Source organism: Xanthomonas euroxanthea (assembly GCF_903989455.1).
GTDB classification, from domain to species: Bacteria; Pseudomonadota; Gammaproteobacteria; order Xanthomonadales; family Xanthomonadaceae; genus Xanthomonas; species Xanthomonas euroxanthea.
Genome location: NZ_LR861803.1, coordinates 1,410,970 through 1,429,173, shown reverse-complemented (window position 1 = coordinate 1,429,173; position 18,204 = coordinate 1,410,970). Strand labels below are relative to the sequence as shown.

At 65.3% G+C, this 18,204-nt stretch carries 10 protein-coding genes, 1 pseudogene and 1 riboswitch; of the genes and pseudogenes, 6 read left to right on the top strand and 5 right to left on the bottom strand.

The features are described 5' to 3' along the window. The first annotated feature begins 118 nt into the window (after positions 1-118). Complete coding sequence (locus H7A86_RS06150; protein WP_119132577.1) at positions 119-2,053, top strand: XVIPCD domain-containing protein; 1,935 nt, start codon at positions 119-121, stop codon at positions 2,051-2,053. 119 nt (positions 2,054-2,172) lie between these two features. On the opposite strand, the gene H7A86_RS06145 is transcribed toward H7A86_RS06150, so the two are convergent. After that, positions 2,173-2,574, bottom strand: a complete 402-nt coding sequence (locus H7A86_RS06145; RefSeq protein ID WP_119132552.1) for a hypothetical protein — start codon at positions 2,572-2,574, stop codon at positions 2,173-2,175. A gap of 16 nt (positions 2,575-2,590) precedes the next feature. After that, the gene (locus tag H7A86_RS06140) at positions 2,591-3,844 is read right to left on the bottom strand and encodes a multidrug effflux MFS transporter (RefSeq protein WP_119132551.1); all 1,254 of its coding nucleotides are present in this window, start codon (positions 3,842-3,844) and stop codon (positions 2,591-2,593) included. Between the two features lie 267 nt (positions 3,845-4,111). Beyond that, a riboswitch (glycine riboswitch) is annotated at positions 4,112-4,226 on the top strand. A gap of 89 nt (positions 4,227-4,315) precedes the next feature. On the opposite strand from H7A86_RS06140, the gene gcvP reads away from it, so the two are divergent. From gcvP to H7A86_RS06120, 4 genes are all read left to right on the top strand, one after another. Continuing rightward, positions 4,316-7,189, top strand: a complete 2,874-nt coding sequence (gene gcvP / locus H7A86_RS06135) for an aminomethyl-transferring glycine dehydrogenase (RefSeq protein WP_180708050.1) — start codon at positions 4,316-4,318, stop codon at positions 7,187-7,189. Positions 7,190-7,544: 355 nt separating this feature from the next. Beyond that, the gene (locus H7A86_RS06130; protein ID WP_232099264.1) at positions 7,545-9,242 is read left to right on the top strand and encodes a carboxylesterase/lipase family protein; all 1,698 of its coding nucleotides are present in this window, start codon (positions 7,545-7,547) and stop codon (positions 9,240-9,242) included. Positions 9,243-9,263: 21 nt separating this feature from the next. After that, entirely contained in the window at positions 9,264-10,118 is an 855-nt protein-coding gene (locus tag H7A86_RS06125) for an aldo/keto reductase (protein WP_119132548.1), read from the top strand. Positions 10,119-10,324: 206 nt separating this feature from the next. Continuing rightward, positions 10,325-12,433 (top strand): catalase, encoded by a 2,109-nt coding sequence (locus tag H7A86_RS06120; RefSeq protein ID WP_119132547.1) that lies wholly within the window; start codon positions 10,325-10,327, stop codon positions 12,431-12,433. Positions 12,434-12,971: 538 nt separating this feature from the next. Here H7A86_RS06120 and H7A86_RS06115 read toward each other — a convergent pair. Next, positions 12,972-13,697, bottom strand: a complete 726-nt coding sequence (locus tag H7A86_RS06115) for an AraC family transcriptional regulator (RefSeq protein ID WP_104582401.1) — start codon at positions 13,695-13,697, stop codon at positions 12,972-12,974. A gap of 130 nt (positions 13,698-13,827) precedes the next feature. Then, a complete protein-coding gene (locus H7A86_RS06110; RefSeq protein ID WP_104582400.1) occupies positions 13,828-14,295 on the bottom strand; it encodes a hypothetical protein in 468 nt (155 codons plus the stop codon). A 274-nt stretch (positions 14,296-14,569) separates the two neighbouring features. On the opposite strand from H7A86_RS06110, the pseudogene H7A86_RS20920 reads away from it, so the two are divergent. Next, positions 14,570-14,764: pseudogene (locus H7A86_RS20920) on the top strand (hypothetical protein); the annotation flags it as partial. A gap of 336 nt (positions 14,765-15,100) precedes the next feature. Here the strand turns inward: H7A86_RS20920 and H7A86_RS06100 are convergent. Continuing rightward, positions 15,101-18,202: an RHS repeat domain-containing protein gene (locus tag H7A86_RS06100; RefSeq protein ID WP_180708049.1), complete on the bottom strand. Its 3,102-nt coding sequence runs from the start codon at positions 18,200-18,202 to the stop codon at positions 15,101-15,103. Positions 18,203-18,204 lie beyond the last annotated feature (2 nt).

Sequence of the window (18,204 nt, the reverse complement as noted above, 5' to 3'; positions counted from 1 at the left end):
CTGCGGCATGCGGCGGCCGCCGCCCTGGCCGCCGCATAACATTGATTTGATAAATGCCAAAAACGCCGGCGATATACTGCGCGCCCGCTGCACCGGCGCAGCATGCAGGATGCATCCAATGAACAACGCCTCCACCGGCCCGGACCCGCGCGACGCGGACACCAACAAGCAGCTCATCGACGACGCGAACGACCGCGCGTTCGACCCGACCTACAGCAGCAAGAACAGCGACTATTCGGTGGAACTGGGCAGCAGCACCGTGGAGCTCAACCCCGAAGATCAGTCGGTCAAGTATTCCCATACCAGTGAGCAGAGCAACGGCAGCCAGGCCCGGCCACTGGGCGAGAACAGCCTGCAGACCAGCACCTCGCTGGGCCTGGGCAAGCTCAGCGATGCCGACGCGAAGGCCACCACCTTCAATCTGGAGGCCGACGCGCGTACCGGCCAGCAGCAAAGCCTGCAGACCAAGCTCGGCGACGGCAAATTGAACATCGAAGCTGGTGTCAGTGGCGGGCAGCGCATGCGCTACGCACTGACGCTGCCCGGTGCCGACCAGCCTGCAGAGGCTGCCGCGCGCGTCAATCCGCTACAGCCGGAGAGCCTTCCGGTCGGCGCGCGTGCGGTGATGGACACGCAGACCTACACCCAGCGCGATTCCTCGGCGAGCCTGCAACACCTCAGCATGCAGAGCGAGATCACCGAAGCCAGCGGCCGCAGCTACCTGATCGAGCGTGTGGACGAGCGCCACGTGCGGGTGGTGACTGGACCCAACGCAGCCATCGAGGCGGTGAACGCAGCTGGCTTCAAGGTGGGACCGGCGCAGGCTCTGCTCGGGCGCGCCGACTCCCTGGGCCAGTCGCGGGTGGAGAGTGCGCAGTTCGACCTGGCCGATCCGCGTGCGCTCGCGGCCATGGGCCAGTTCGTGCGCGAGGGCACGCTGGAATCAGGCGTGCCCGGCGTCGACGAACAACAGACGCTGGAGCGCATCAACTTCAGCTCGCAGCAGCGGCTGCAGCTGGAATTGGGCCCGCTCAGCGCCGATGTGGCCGGCAACCGCAACCAGGGCAGCCAGGTGCGCATCAGCACACCGGGCCAGGACGGCTACACGGTGGTGCAACAGCTGCAATACGGAGACAACGTGCCGCTGACGATCGTGCGCCAGTACGACGGCAACGACACCGAACGCGTGCAGGACCGCAGCTACCGCTTCGAGATCGATGGCGACGTTGCCACGCCGGGGCTGCTGCAACGCCTGGGCGGGCGCAACGAGGCCAGCGAGGAAAAGGCGATCGCGCAGAATCTCAACAGTGCGCTGAGCGGCGAGATGGCGGGCACCGGTGCGATCGCGCCAGGGCAGAAGACCACGCTGGCCTTCAGCGAGGCGCAGATGCAGGCGCTGATGGAGCAGACCCAGGCCAGCGTCGAGGCCAGCAGGATCGGCGGCAGCTCGCTGAGCTCGCTGGTCGGCGACCGCGGCGCCGCGCCGCAGTCACCCGAACGCTTCGCGATCGCGATGGCCCGCAATGTGGGCAGCACGCCGTATCCATTCGTCGAGCGGCTGCAGCGCATCGCCGACGGTGCCGATGGGACATACGACGGCCAGTTGCAGCGCATCGATGCCGAGGTCGTTCCGCGCCAGGCAGCGACGGCGGCCGCCGCCTCGGATGCGCGCCATCCGGCCAATCCGGACCATGCGCTGCTGAACCAATGCACCGCAGCGGTGGAGCAGCTGGAGACCGCGCGTGGCCGCGTGCCCGATGCGGACAGCGAGCGCCTGGCAGCCGGAGCGCTGGTGGCCGCGCGCGAGCATGGGCTGCAGCGCGTGGATCACGTGGTGCTGGGGCGCGACCCGGCACAGGGCTTCGTGGTCCAGGGGGCGCTGGATTCGCCGGCCCACTTGCGCGGACCCTTCGATGCGCAGGCCGCGCAGCAGACGCCGGTGGACCACAGTCTGCAGCGCGCGCAGGCGCTGGGCGCCGGGCAGGATCGCAACGCCGCCGCGCAGGAACAGACGCAGCAACAGGACCTGCAGCGACAGGCACCGGCGCGCTGATCCGGCGCACTGGCTGATCCGCAGCCAGGCGCTGGCGCAGTTCAGCCCGACCACTGCCCATCTACGCGGAATGGGCAGTGGTCGGAATCGGCTTCGCCGACACCGCTGCGTGTATGGCCTCAGTTGGGACGCGCGGGCACCAGCTTCTGCGCGAACTCGATCCGGAACGCCTCGAAATCCCTGCCGTCGGCAGCGGCCTCGGCATGCGCCGCATCCTTGAGCGCGTCCGAGTAGGTCAGCCGTACCGGCGTGCCCTGGCGTTCGTGCAACTCGGCCGCGCGCATGATCAGGGCCAGCACCTGGGCGGCACTGGTGCTCTCGCCGACGATGCGGCCGTCCATGCCCAGCACCCATTCGCCGTCGCGGCGGACGATGCCGGCCAGTAGCGTGCGCTGCTGGTCGCGCAGTTCGGCATGCGGCTCGATCGGCGAAACCGGCACGGGATTGGCGGCGGCCTGGTTGCGCAGGCGCTCGGCGGCGCGCTTGCGGGCGTCGCGGCGCAGCTTGGAATCGGTGGACATGCAGGCTCCTGTGAGGTCAGAGATGGTCGGCCGGCTCCAGAGGCACGGCCTCTTCGGCCTGGCGGCGGCGTAGACGGCGGCCGCTGCGGCGCTCCCAGCGCCAGAATAGCCAGCCCAGCAGGAAAAAACCGGTCATGCCGATCGCCAGGTGGCGCGGGTGTTCACTCAGCAGCGGCGACAGCACCCCGGCTACCAGCGTATTGGTCATCAACTGGGTGAAGGCCTGCAGCGAGGACGCCAGGCCGCGCTGGTGCGGGTACATGTCCAGCACCGCCAGCGCCAGGATCGGAAAGATCAGCGCCATGCCCACACCGGCCAGGAAGATCGGCAGCACCGCCCATGGCAGCGCGATCTGCGCTGCCGTCATGGTGTAGCCCAGGTTCGCCAGCGCCGCCACGCCGCAGCAGATGAAGCCGATGCGGATCTGCCGCACCGGGTCCATGCTGCCGGCCATGCGCCCGGACAGGAACGAGCCCAGCGTCATGCCGCCGATGGTGGGAATGAACAGCCAGGCGAAATCGCCTTCGCCCAGGTGCAGGTGGCGCATGATCAGCACCGGCGCCGAGGCGATGTACAGGAAGATGCCGGCGAAGTTGAACGCACCGGCCGCGGCCAGGCGCTGGAAACGCGGGTTGAAGCCGATCCGCACGTAGTCGTGCAGCAGGCGCTTGAGCTGCAGCGGCGTGCGCGCCTCCACCAGGTGAGTCTCCGGCAGCCAGGTCAGCGTGGCCACCAGCAGCACCAGCCCGAACGCCACCAGAAACCAGAAGATCAGCGGCCAGCCGGCGCCGCTGAGCAGGATCCAGCCGCCGATGATCGGCGCGATCGCCGGGGCGATGCCGAAGATCATCGACACCTGGCTCATCAGCCGTTGCGCATCCGGGCCCTGGAACAGGTCGCGGATCACCGCCCGCCCGACGATCATGCCGACCCCGGCCGACAGGCCCTGCAACGCGCGGAACGCCAGCAGGGTGGGCAGGTCTTGCGACAGCGCGCAGCCCACCGAGCCGGCGATGAACAGCACCAACCCGCCCAGGATCACCCGCTTGCGGCCCCAGGCATCGGACAGCGGGCCGTGCGCGATGCTCATCAGCCCGTAGGCGAGCAGATAGACGCTGATGGTCTGCTGGATCGCCACCTCGTCCACCGCCAGGCTGCGGCTGAGCCGCGAAAACGCCGGAAAGATGGTGTCGATGGAAAACGGACCAAACATCGCCAGCCCGGCGAGCAGCAGCGCCATGCGACGGGTGGAAGGCGTGGTGGGGGGCATGCAGGGATCCGAAACGTGGTGCACCGGGGGACGCACGCCGACGCTGGCCTGGGGGGGCGCGTCGGGATGGGCACAAGGGCGTCGATGATAGGCGCTCGCCGTTGCAAGGTTAAGCAGGCCCGAGTGCATGGGGCGTGCGCCCGCCCTGGCGGACGCGCCCGCCGCTGCGCACGCAGGCTATAATCGGCCGGCAACACGGTGGGAGAAGCGGCACTGCCGCTGCCGAAGGCGCAACAGCCCGTAATCGCTCAGGCCCGATACCATCCGCAGTACAACTCTGGAGAGACCGGCCGATGCCGGCGCCGAAGGGGCACGGAACGCAGGCAGGCCCAGCGCCATGCCGCGCTCTTAAACTCTCAGGCAAAAGGACAGAGGGGCGCGAGGAAGACTGTCGCTGCGACAGGAGGTGATGCGCTGCGCGCGTCACGCCGGTCCGGTGGTTGTCGACCATTCGTCTGCCCCCTGCCCCGGATGCCCGCCATGTCCCAGACCACGTCTTCCTTGCGCGACCTCGAACACCACAGCGCGTTCGTCGAACGCCATATCGGCCCCAACGACGCAGAAATCGCACAGATGCTGGACGTGGTCGGCCACGCCTCGCTAGATGCGATGACCGATGCGATCGTGCCGGGCAACATCAAGTCGCCGGCGGCGCTGGCGCTGCCCGAGGCGATCACCGAAGAAGAAGCGCTGGCCAAGATCCGCGCCATTGCCGGCAAGAACCAGGTGCAGCGCAGCTTCATCGGCCAGGGCTACTACGGCACCCATACCCCGAAGGTGATCCTGCGCAACATCCTGGAAAACCCGGCCTGGTACACCGCCTATACGCCGTACCAGGCGGAGATTTCGCAAGGCCGCATGGAAGCGCTGATCAACTTCCAGACCCTGTGCGCCGATCTCACCGGCATGCAGATCGCCAACGCCTCGCTGCTGGACGAGGCCACCGCCGCGGCCGAAGCGATGACGCTGGCCAAGCGCTCGGCCAAGTCGAAGTCGGAGACCTTCTTCGTGCACGACGCGGTGCATCCGCAGACCCAGGAACTGCTGCGCACCCGCGCCGAGCCGCTGGGCATCGTGCTGCGCGTCGGCACGCCGGAGGAAGCGCTGCAGGCCGAGTGCTTCGGCGTGCTGCTGCAGTACCCGGACAGCTTCGGGCATATCGGCGATCACGCCGCGCTGGCCGAGGCAGTGCACGCGCAAGGCGGGCTGGTCGCGGTGGCGACCGATCTGCTGGCGCTGACGCTGATCGCCGCGCCCGGCGAATGGGGCGCGGATATCGTGGTCGGCAATTCGCAGCGCTTCGGCGTGCCGTTCGGTTTCGGCGGCCCGCATGCGGCCTTCATGGCCTGCCGCGATGCCTACAAGCGCTCGATGCCGGGCCGGCTGATCGGCGTGTCGATCGATGCCGCCGGCAACCCGGCCTACCGCCTCACCTTGCAGACGCGCGAACAACATATCCGCCGCGAGAAGGCCACCTCCAACATCTGCACCGCGCAGGTGCTGCTGGCGGTGATGGCCTCGATGTACGCGGTCTACCACGGCCCCGCGGGCCTGACCCGCATCGCGCGGCGTACCCATCGCCTGGCCGCGATCCTGGCCGCCGCCTTGCGCGGTGCCGGCGTCACGGTGGGCGAGCATTTCTTCGACACCCTGCACGTCAAGGCGATCGATGCCGATGCCATCCACGCCAAGGCCCGTGCGGCCGGCATCAACCTGCGCGCGATCGACAGCGAAGCGGTCGGCATCAGCCTGGATGAAACCAGCACGCGCGCCGACGTGGTCGCACTGGCCGCGTTGTTCGGCGCGCAGGCAGATGTGGATGCGCTCGATGCCGCCACCGCCGACGCGTTGCCGCAGGGCCTGCTGCGCAGCACGCCCTTCCTGACCCACCCGGTGTTCAACACCCACCACAGCGAGCACGAACTGCTGCGCTACATGCGCTCGCTGGCCGACAAGGACCTGGCGATGGATCGCACCATGATCCCGCTGGGCAGCTGCACGATGAAGCTCAATGCCACCGCCGAGATGATCCCGGTGACCTGGCCCGAGTTCGGCGCGATCCATCCGCTGGCACCGGCCGAGCAATCGGCCGGCTACGCGCAGCTGATCGATGAGCTGGAAGCGATGCTGGTCGAATGCACCGGCTACGACGCGGTGAGCCTGCAGCCCAACTCCGGTGCACAGGGCGAGTACGCCGGCCTGCTGGCGATCCGTGCCTATCACCGCTCGCGCGGTGAGGCGCACCGCGATATCTGCCTGATTCCCGAATCGGCGCACGGCACCAACCCGGCCTCGGCGCAGATGTGCGGCATGACCGTGGTCGTGACCAAGTGCGATGCCAACGGCAATGTCGATGTCGACGACATCCGCGCCAAGGCAGAGAAGTACTCCGGGCGCCTGGCCGCGTTGATGATCACCTACCCGTCCACCCACGGCGTGTTCGAAGAGGACGTGGTGGCGATCTGCGAAGCGGTGCATGCGCATGGCGGCCAGGTCTATACCGACGGCGCCAACATGAATGCCCTGGTCGGCGTGGCCAAGCCCGGCAAGTGGGGCTCGGACGTGTCGCATCTGAACCTGCACAAGACCTTCTGCATTCCGCATGGCGGCGGCGGTCCGGGAGTGGGTCCGTGCGCAGTGAAGTCGCACCTGGCGCCGTTTTTACCGCGCACGCTGGGCGGCGAAGGCGACGTCGGCATGGTCAGCGCCGCCAGCTACGGCTCGGCCTCGATCCTGCCGATCAGCTGGATGTACGTGACCATGATGGGCAGCGCCGGCCTGCGCAAGGCAACCCAGGTGGCCCTGCTCAACGCCAACTACATCGCCAAGCGCCTGGCGCCGCACTACAAGACGCTGTACACCGGCCGCAACGGCCTGGTGGCGCACGAGTGCATCCTGGACATCCGCCCGCTGGAAAAGACCAGCGGCATCGGCGCCGAGGACATCGCCAAGCGCCTGATCGACTTCGGCTTCCACGCACCGACCTTGAGCTTCCCGGTCGCCGGCACCTTGATGGTGGAACCGACCGAAAGCGAATCGCAGCATGAGCTGGACCGCTTCATCGACGCGATGATCCAGATCCGCGAGGAAATCCGCGCCATCGAAGACGGCCGCCTGGACCGCGACGACAACCCGCTCAAGCATGCCCCGCACACCGCCACGCAGGTATCGGCCAGCGAGTGGACCCACGCCTACCCGCGCGAACTGGCCGCCTTCCCGCTGCCCAGCCTCAAGCAGCAGAAGTACTGGCCGCCGGTCGCGCGCGTGGACAACGTCTACGGCGACAAGAACGTGATGTGCGCCTGCATCCCGGTGGATGCCTACAAGGACGATGTGGAGGCGTAAGCGCCGCCCTGTCGCGCTGACGTGTGGCATTCAAACCCAGCCCGGGAATTGCCGGGCTGGGTTTTTCGTTTCTGGCGGCAGCAGTCAGTGTCTGGCCACATCGCGCGTTGCTGGCAAGCGCCTGCGCCGTAGCCGGGCACGGCTTGGGTGGGGCCATCAAGCGACGCCAAGACTCACCGTCGCGGTCACTGCGAAAGGTGATTGAACGGCAGAAGCGTCAGCGGCAAGGGCGGCTGATCTGCGGCCTGGCTGCAGGTTCTTGCCGCTCACCATCCACGGCGTTAGAAAGCGTGTGTCAGCCGCCCTTGGTCGGGCGGCCTGCGCGTTTTCCTTCCCTACACGTGCACTCGCGATGATGGGTGTCCGGGATAGGACACGACAGACCGTGATCAAGCGCGACAGAGATTCATTGAAACGCAACCTGGCCTGCCTGCTGCTTGCAGGCCTTGCGTTGACCGCGTGCGCGCCACGCCGCCCTGGCGAGGTGCCGGCGCTGGTGCATGCGGCCGATGCGCAGGCCGAGGTGGTGCAGACCGATGCCGGTGCAGTCCGCGGTGTCGCCGGCGCGCAGGGGCGGGTGTTTTTGGGCGTGCCGTTCGCCGCGCCGCCGGTGGGCGCGTTGCGCTTTCGCGCCCCGCAAGCTGTGCCAGCCTGGAAGGGCGTCCGCGATGCCACCCAGGCCGGGCCGGCCTGCCTGCCGCGGTATCGCTTCGGGCAGAAGCAGATATCGGAGGATTGCCTCACCCTCAACATCTATGCGCCGCCCGGCCCGGCGCCGGCGCATCCGCGCCCGGTGATGGTGTGGATCTACGGTGGCGCGCTGGAGCTGGGCAGCAATGTCGACTACGACCTGAGTGCCTTGGCGGCGCGGCAGGACGTCATCGTGGTGGCGCCCAATTACCGGCTGGGGGTGTTCGGTTTCTTCGCGCATCCGGCGCTGCGTGGCGAAGGCGAAGGGGCCTATGCATTGCTCGACCAACAGGCCGCGTTGCGCTGGGTGCAACGCAATATCGCCGCCTTCGGTGGCGATGCCCACAACGTCACCGTGTTCGGTGAATCGGCCGGCGCCTGGAGCATCTGCTATCAGCTCGCCTCGCCGGGCGCGGCCGGTCTGTTCCAACGCGCAATCCTGCAGAGCGGCAGCTGCCTGGCCAGCGATTCCAGCGTGCCGCGCGCCGAGGCCGAGCGCGGCGGTGCGCGCATGGCGCAGACGCTTGGCTGCGAGCACGCAGGCGATGTGGGCGCGTGCCTGCGCGCATTGCCTGCCGATACCGTGGCCGATGCGAAATCCCAGCGACGTGGCCTGACCGGCAGCGATGCCTGGGCGCCGATGTCTGGCGGTGACGTCTTGCCGTTGCCGCCCGCCGAGGCGATCGCCAACCTGCACCATGTGCAGGTGCCGGTACTGATCGGCACCAACCGCAACGAGGGGCGGCTGTTTGCGCAGTTGCTGTCCTACGTCGGCAAGCTCAACCTGCGCAGCGGCTATGAGGCACGCCTGCAGCGCATGCATGCCGACCCGACAGCGATCATGGCGCACTACGCCGACGTTGCCGGGCAATCGCGCTGGGATGCATTCGCCGACATCGTCACCGATGGCGGATTCGCCTGCCCGACGCGTCGGCTGGGCCAGGCCTTGCGTACCCGCGCGCCGGTGTATGCATACGAATTCGACGACCCCCAGGCGCCGTACGGTCTGTGGCGCCTGCCGTTCTCGCATCCGCTGGGCGCGTATCACGCCTCCGAACTGGTGTACCTGTTCCAGCGGCCGTGGGTGCTCAGCGGCGAGCCGGCGTTCACTCCGGCGCAACAGGCCTTGGCCGATACGCTGCAGGATTACTGGGGCGCGTTCGCGCGCACCGGCGATCCAAATGGAGCTGGGCGTCCGCCGTGGCCACGCTTCGATGGCGACGCTCCGTTGACGCTGTCGCCCGGCAGGATCGGCGCAACGCCCGACTTCGCGCAACGGCATCGCTGCGCGTTCTGGGATGCACAGGCAACGCTGACGCCACCGCACGCGACCGCAACGCCGGCACAGTCACCCTCGCATTGATCGCATCATCAGGAGCCACCCATGCCCGTTTCCACTTCATCCCCCTGCCCCACGGTGCGCCTGCGCAACGGACGCAGCGTGCCGGCACTCGGGCTCGGCTCATGGAACCTGGGCCAGGGCCGCCACGCGCCGCAGCAGGAGATCGATGCGCTGCAGACGGGCCAGCAACTGGGCATGCGCCTGATCGACACCGCCGAGATGTACGGCAATGGCCGGTCGGAGCAACTGATCGGCCAGGCGATGGACAGCGTGCAGCGGCCTTATCTGGTGTCCAAGGTCCTGCCGAGCAATGCCAGCGCGCGCGGTATCGCGCGTGCCTGCGAGGCCAGCCTGCAGCGGCTCGGCGTGCGTACACTGGACCTGTATCTGCTGCATTGGCGCGGCGGCAGCGATCTGCACGAAGTGGTCGATGCCTTCGAGGCGTTGCGCGATGCCGGCAAGATCCGCGACTGGGGCGTATCGAACTTCGATGTCGATGATCTGCAGGATTTGTGGCGCATCGATGGCGGGCAACACTGCCTGGTCAATCAGGTGCTGTATCACGCCGGTAGCCGCGGCATCGAGTTCGATCTGCTGCCGTGGTGTGCACAGCACGAGGTAACGGTGATGGCGTATTCGCCATTGGGCAGCCGCGCATTACTGGACCATCCGGTGCTGCACGCGATCGGCGAGCGACGCGGCGTGGCTGCAACCGCCGTGGCGCTGGCGTGGGCGATCCGCAGCGGGCAGGTCATTGCCATTCCCGAATCGGGAACGCCTGCCCATGTGCGCGAGAATGCAGCAGCGTGCACGCTGCAGCTGGACGCGCAGGATCTTGCCGACCTGGACCGCGCATTCCCGCCGCCGACACGCAAACAGCCATTGGATCTGCTGTAGCCCACATGTAACGCTTGGGTCCGCTACATGCGTTCGCAGACAGCGCGTCGGATCATTGCGTGACCTGCGCATCAGCCCGCTGCGATCCAACGCAAGCTTTCGGCTGCATGTGAGTATTCGTTCGCATGCAGACACGTGCATTTAACAGCGCCACTCCCACGCTGAACGGATCAGCCCGCATCCCAGCCCGCCAGAGTGGAGTCCCCATGGCCAAGTCCCCCAGCAAGCCCGCGCAACTTCCATCCACCGCTGCTGTCAGCGCAACTCCCGAGACGCTGCGCGGTACGGGCGACGAATTGCACCAGAAGGCGGGCGGCACGCATCCGCAGCTGACCACCAACCAGGGCATTCCGGTTGGCGACAACCAGAACTCGCTGCGCGCCACGCCGCGCGGGCCGACGTTGCTGGAAGACTTCATCCTGCGCGAGAAGATCACCCACTTCGACCACGAGCGCATTCCCGAGCGCATCGTGCATGCGCGCGGTAGCGCGGCGCACGGCTATTTCGAGCTGACCAAGTCGTTGAGCCAGTACACCACCGCCAAGATCTTTACCGAGGTCGGCGAAAAGACCCCGTTGTTCACGCGTTTTTCCACCGTCGCCGGCGGCGCCGGCTCGGTGGACACGCCGCGCGACGTGCGCGGGTTCGCGGTGAAGTTCTACACCAAGGAAGGCAACTGGGATCTGGTGGGCAACAACATCCCGGTGTTCTTCATCCAGGATTCGATGAAGTTCCCCGACCTGATCCACGCGGTGAAGATGGAGCCGGACCGTGGTTTCCCGCAGGCCGCCAGTGCGCACGACACCTTCTGGGATTTCATCTCGCTGAGCCCGGAATCGATGCACATGATCATGTGGGCGATGAGCGACCGCACGATCCCGCGCTCGCTGCGCATGATCGAAGGCTTCGGCATCCACAGCTTCCGTTTCCTCAATAAAAATGGCGACAGCACCTTCGTCAAGTTTCATTGGCGCCCCAAGCTCGGCCTTCAGTCCACGATCTGGGACGAGGCGGTGAAGATCGCCGGCGCCGACCAGGACTTCCATCGTCGCGATCTGTTCGAATCGATCCAGAGCGGCGACTTCCCCGAGTGGGAGCTGGGCGTGCAGCTGTTCACCGAGGCGGAAGCCGATGCATTCCCGTTCGATCACCTGGATTCGACCAAGGTCATTCCGGAAGAACTGGTGCCGCTGCAGATTGTCGGCCGCATGGTGCTCGACCGCTGGCCGGACAACTTCTTCGCAGAGACCGAGCAGGTGGCGTACTGCCCGGCCAACATCGTGCCCGGCATCGACTTCAGCAACGATCCGCTGCTGCAGGGCCGCCTTTTCTCGTATCTGGACACGCAGCTAAGCCGCCTGGGTGGACCGAACTTCCACCAGATCCCGGTCAATGCGCCCAAGTGCCCGTTCGCCAACAACCAGCGCGACGGCCATATGCAGATGGGCGTCCCCAAGGGCCGTGTCGCCTACGAGCCCAGCTCATTGCAGGCCGATGCGCCGCGTGAGGCGCTGCGTGGATTCCCCAGCCATGCGACACCGGCCGAAGACGGCGCCAAGGGCCGCGTACGCGCAGCAAGTTTTGCCGATCACTACAGCCAGGCGCGCATGTTCTTCCGCAGCCAGACCGCACCGGAACAGGCGCACATGGCATCGGCGCTGGTGTTCGAGCTGTCCAAGGTGGAAACCCCGCACGTACGCGAAGCCATCGTCGGTCACCTGCGTCACATCGACCCGACGCTGGCACAGCGTGTGGCCGATGGCATGGGCATGACCACGTTGCCGCCGGCACCGCCGGCTGCGGTCGCACCGACCGACATGCCGCTGTCGCCTGCCTTGCAGCTGATCGGCAAGATGAAGGACACCTTGCAGGGCCGCACGGTCGGTATCCTGATTCACGACGGCTCCGATGCAGCGACGATCAAGGCGGTGCGCAAGGCTGCCGAAGCCGCCGGTGCCACGGTCAAGATCGTCGCGCCGAAACTGGGCGGCGCCAAGCTCAGCGACGGCAAGCAACTGGCCGCCGATGGTCAGCTGGCCGGCACGCCGTCGGTGATGTTCGATGCGGTGGCGGTGCTGCTGTCGTCAGAAGCAGCCAAGGCGCTGACACGCGAATCGGCAGCGCTGGATTTCGTCAGCAATGCCTGGGCCCATCTGAAGGCGATCGCCTTCGACGACGGCGCGCAGCTGCTGCTGAAGGCCGGCAATGTCGGCAAGGACGCCGGCGTGATCGCGGCAACAGATACCAAGGCCTTCATCACTGCCGCCAAGACCCGCCAGTGGGCACGCGAACCGAAGGTGCGCATGCTGGCGTAACCGCATCCGCATAGGCTGCACAGACTTGGGCGCGAACGACTTCTACGTCGTTCGCGCCCAAGGCGTTTATGCGGGCAGCACAGTATCCTCAACGGAAAACCAGCGCATCCTCTGCAACGGCCAGCCTTCAACCCGTCTTTTGGCCGCGTCTCATAAACGACGCAGCGATTTGGAATCCGGCTGTCTTTACGTCGTTGCGCGGCCGTGTCTTTGGGATGTCGGCGCGCGCGGCCAGGTCGGCATAGAGCCGCGGGCTGCGGTTTGGCTGCAAGGCCCTTGCCCGCCCACCATCGCGGGACACGCCGCAAGTACGTCCGTGTAGGCTCTTACGCGGCATCCATGCCGCGTAAGGTCCCGCGATGGTGAGCGGGCAAGGACCAGTCGAGTTAGTCGGTGTGCATGGTAAGAGCGGTGCTGGATGCACCTCGTTTGATCATGAAGCGTCGGTTCCACGTCTGGTGCATCAGTTCCCCGCAAGCAATACAGAGGAGCCATGCTCGACCAACTCAGCAACTGAGCAGTCGTCCTGTCGGATGCACTAAGCCGGTTCGGCGGGAAACTGCGCAGCGTTCGCCAGCGCGCGGTACTCGCGTGGCGTCATGCCCACCGCCAGCTTGAATTGCCGCGCAAAGGCGCTTTGATCGCTGAAGCCGCAGGCATGCCCGATTTCGGTCAGGCTCTTGTTTCCGTGCAGCAGATGCATCGCCATCTGCAAACGCAGCTTGGCCAGCACCTGTTGCGGAGTGAGTTGGAACACCTTGCGGAACGAGCGCTGCAGCTTGGACATCGAAAAACCGGTGATCTCCACCAGTGCCTGCATGCGCACGTTCTGCGCGTAGTTGGCGTTGAGGTACGCCAGCGCGAGCCGCAGTTTTTCGTACTGCGATTCGTGCCCGTCCTGCGGTCCCAGATCACGCGAGATGCCGATGATGCCCTGCACCTTGCCGTCGACCAGCAGCGGACGTTTGCAGGTCAGGCACCAGCCCGGTTCGCGATTGGCGAACAGATGCAGTTCCAGCAGGTTGTCGATCACTTCGCCGGCCAGCACCTGCTCGTCCTGGTTGGCGTAGTTGGTGCCCAGACCGCTGGGATAGACCTCGGCAACGCGCTTGCCGATCAGGTCCTTGCGCGACTTCAGCCCCAACCGCCGCAGCATGGTCTGGTTGACGTGGGTATAGCGGCCCTCGCGATCCTTGACGAAGAACAGCACGTCCGGCACGGCATCGAACAACGCTTCCAGATCGGCAGGATCGATGCTCTTCATGCAGGACGTCATGCAGGACTGGACTCGGAATCAGGGAAGACGCAGCTGGCGATGGCACCTGCCGCCGATGCAGGCCGCAGCGCATGCAGCGCCATGATACGCCGCGCGCATCAGCCGCCGCCGCCCGCGCTCAGCGCGGGTTGTCGGCCACGTTGGCCGCGGCCGGCGCGGCCTTGCTGTCCACCGCCGCAGCCGTGGGATTGCCGATGCGATCCAACGGCACCTGCTGCGCGCGCCAGCCACTGACCACCGCCGCACCGGACTGCGAGCCGACCTGCACCTGCAGGCGTGCACTGCCGCCGGGCGCGATGAACTCGACGGCGCAATCGCCGGCGGCCATGCAGCTGTCGGCGGCAAGCGGATCCACCAGCTGCCAGCCCTGCTCCATCACCGCCTGTGCGAATGCGCGGTAGCCCATGCCGGACTTCAGCGTGGCCGGCAGCGGCACGCTCGGGTCGCTGGCCGCGTCGGTACCGGCGACAGTCGCGGGTGCCGAAACGGGCGCACGCGCGGGCACCGTGGGCCGCGATGCGGCATTCAGGGCAGGACTACAGACTAGGGCGAGCGCCCACAATGAGGGGCGGAACAGCGTGCGCATGCGAACGGTCCTTGCGGCCTGCAGGGAACTGGGGAAGTTAAAGAATCGCTATTTTGACATGGCGCGCCTGCGCTGCGGCACTGCTGGCGCCGGCCATTCAGCCGGGCGCAGTGATCCAGGCCAAGTCTATTAGCCACAAGCGGACTCATCCTTCAGGCGTCATCGACCTTGACGCCTACCTGTGAATATCGTCCGGCAGGCAACGCGCGACTGCACTTGCGACGGGTGGGAGATCGAACCATCCCATCCAGGGCGGGCACCGCGCTCGGTCGCCATCCTTGCGAGCGCGTTGCATCATTGCGGTTTGCGCGTGGAGTACCCGATGCCCGACACCACCTCTCCCGCTTATGCGGTTGGCCAGCTGTGGCGCTGCCGTGGGCGCACCGCGACGGAGACGCCGTTGCTGCTGATCAACCAGATCGACGTGCATCCTCACGGCGGCCAGATCCTGCACGTGAGTATCAGCGACAAGCCATTTTGATCGAGACCAGAAAATTCTTAATAGGCCTTCAATCCCTAATGATGGCAACCACTTCACCCACTGCAACTTTTCGCCCCTCCCACAAATATATTTCCGCCCCGACGGCCAGCCTTGGAATCGCTAGTTCACTATAAAGGAACCTAATTGGCACCTCATAAGTCTGCCCCAACTCAATGCGCCTGCCACCTAGTAAGAGCCGACAGTCGAACGCTTCATTGTTGACAAAAATCGGACAAGCGTACGACTCTCCTTCGACGGCCGTTTTACGACCACCTTTCTCAGCCGTGAGGAAACAAACCTTGATTATGGCATCCGGCTTCATTTTCAAAACCCAGTGGGAGGTAGAGGCGAATTATTCATTATACGAGGAACCAATCCAGGTAACCGCTCCGTTGGTATCACCCAGGCTGGTATACCGCGATCAACGGTCACAGGAGACAATCCTTTAAAAATGCTGGTAGGGACTTTCGTACTGACGATTGTGTAAGGCTGGTCGCCAAATGCCTTAACCGCCTGCTTCGCATAAGCCGATGCCTCGCTCGCAGATGTCGTAAAGTACTTACCTTCTGCTGAACCCAGGTTTCTAAACGCCGACATTGCTTTAATGTCAGCAAGCTCATCTGGACCGACTGCGCGGAATAGAGATGTTGTTCTGGTTCCACTACCCAAGCCCCCGCCAGTAGCTAACCCAATGATCGCACCGACAAATTCCTCGTGAGTCGATCGCGCTTGCGCTAAAACATTTACGTCTCCGCCAACACCTTCAATAAGCCTAGCTTGACTCGACGGCGTTTTCGCTCGTTGCCCTAGCACAGATGCAAACGACCTAGTCGACGTCGTCATCCTACCCAAGTTACTTGAATGCGATGCTAGCGAGCGTGAGTCCTTTGGCTCTCGCTCCTCCCTCCCATCTGGATCAATGAAGCGAAAAGGATTCTCAGCCGCGTACGCGTAGCGATTAAAGCCTGCCCCACTATCTGCATTTGCTGCGATCGGATCAACGGACAAGAATCGCGGGATCGTTGGATCATAATACCGCTGCTGCATATAAATCAGTCCGGTCCCGCCATCCATTGCGTGGCCGGTATAACCCACGCCATCAACCGTCTTGCCGATCGCCGCGCCGTAGGGCTCGTAATGGGTGCGCTCGACGACCTCGCCTGCCGCGTTGGTCGTTGCCACCGGGCTGCCCAGCGCATCGGTGTGCTGGTAGGTCACGGTCTCGGCGCCGCCCGCGGCCGGGCGGGTGCGCAGGGCCACGACGCTGCCGGCCAGATAGATGTAGTCGGTGTTGATGCCGTTTCGGGCGTCTTGCGTGTAGAGCAGCTGGCCCAGCTGGCTGTACAGCTGGTAATTGCAGGCCGCACTGCCGCAGGCGATCACCCGCCGGCCGTAGCCGTCGTAGGCGTACCACTCCTTGTTCGCCACCGAGCGCAGCCGGTTACCCTGCGAGAAGGTGTAGGCCTGGCCGTTCTTGTTGGACAGGTTGCCCTGCACGTCGTAGCTCAGCCCCACCACGCTGGCGCCGGTAGCGACGTTCATCAGGTTGGTCAGGCGGTTGGCGCCGTCGTAGTAGTACTCGTAGCTGGTATCGCCAGTGACATGCGTGCGCAGGTTGTCTTGTGCGTCGTAGGTATAACGATGCGCGCCGCTGCCGCCGAAACTGGGCGATGCGGCCACCCGCAACCGGTCGCGCGCGTCGTACTCCATGGTGCGGCTGTAAGCATCGCCCAGGGTCTGGTCGAGAATTGTGCTGACGTTGCCGTTGGCGTCGTATTGGTACTGGTACTGCTGCGCGCCCGAGTCCGACACCATCGCCGGCAGCTGCCGCGCGTTCATGGCCATGCTGTGTACAACCCCATTGCCATAGCTGAACTGCGCAATTGCCCCATTGGGGTGATAGCTGATTCCTGTGGCATAGCTGCCGACTCTGGTCGGCTGCCCAAGCGCATTCGGGGCGTAGTCCACCGACAGGCTACTTGGATACAGCTGGCTCGCCAAGGCGCCGTTGGCGTCGTAGCTGTAGCCGACGCTCCAGCTTGTCCAGCCCGCCGTTCCTTCACTGGTCAGCAGACGACGGCGGTTGTACTCGTAGGTGTTGACCACCGTGTTGCCGCCACCGTCGGTCGTGGTGGTCTCGATCCTGGCGGGCAGGCCGTCGGGCGTATAGGTCCAGCGCTGGTCTCCATTACTGTCGGGGAAGGAAAGCCAGGACAGCCGGTTGCGTACATCGTAGGTCCGCAACACCACGCGCCCCGAAGCCAGTGCCTCTTCGCGGTTGCAGCTCTGCGCATCCGGTAGCGACAGACCACTGGCGGTCCAGCTGATGTTGCCAGCCGCGTCGTAGTCGACCACCGTGGCGCCTGTTTCCGGTTCGATGGTCTTGCATAGCCGCTGATACTCGTCATAGACATAGCGACGCGCGATCGACACCGGCGGCGGAACGCGGAACGTGCCGGAGTTGGAGATCAGATCGCTTTCCGCACCGACTGGCGAAATCCCGTGGATGTAGATCAATTGATTGGCATAGCGCTGGCGTGCTGCAGCATCCAGTGGAATCGAAAAGCGGTAGGCAGCTCCCTGGGCACGACACGTGCTGGCCACTCCAGCTTCACTGGCCTGGTTAGCAGTGGATGCAGCGAAGAAGCTACCGCTGCCTGAAGGTCCGCCAAGATAGGCGTGTACGTCAATCGATGCGTTACGCCCGGTCGAGCACGCCCAACCGGTAATGAGATAGGTGCTGCCCTCGCCGGACGCCACCGCCTCGATATTGCCCACGATGACGGATTGTTCGACAGTGACCGTCAGCGGCGCGGAGGTGGCCTGCTTGCCGTTGTTGTCGGTCGCCCGCGCGGTGATGCTGTGGTTGCCCACTGGCGCTTCTGCCCAGGCGATTGCGTAAGGCGCAGTGCCACTGCTTCCGATCGCAGCACCATTGGCGAAGTACTCGACCTGGGTGACGCTGCCATCGCTATCAGACGCGTTGGCGGAAAGACCTACCGTGGCCGGCGCAAAAAATGGTGCGCCGTTCGCATCATTCAGGCTGATACTCGGTGGATTATCCCCCGCAGCCACGACCGTGACCGCAGTTATCGGGGTCGTCGCGGTTCCCCCAAGATTGCTGGTGGCGCGTGCTGAGAACTGATGTGTGCCGGCCTGTGCTCCATCGACGACAAAAGAAGCACTCTCCTGGCCATTGACGCTCGCGATGACGCCTCCATTCTGATAAAGCGTGATGCTGGAAACACTGACACCGTCGTCGATGGTGCCGGCAGAAGCGCTGACCAAGATGCTTGCGGGCGCAGTCAGCGTCGTGCCTGCTGATGGAGCATCCAGTTGCACCCAGACATAGGGATTTGCTTCTTGCGCATGGACGGCCGAGGACAGCAGCATCCAGCCGCACAGGGTATAGAGAAAACGCAACATTC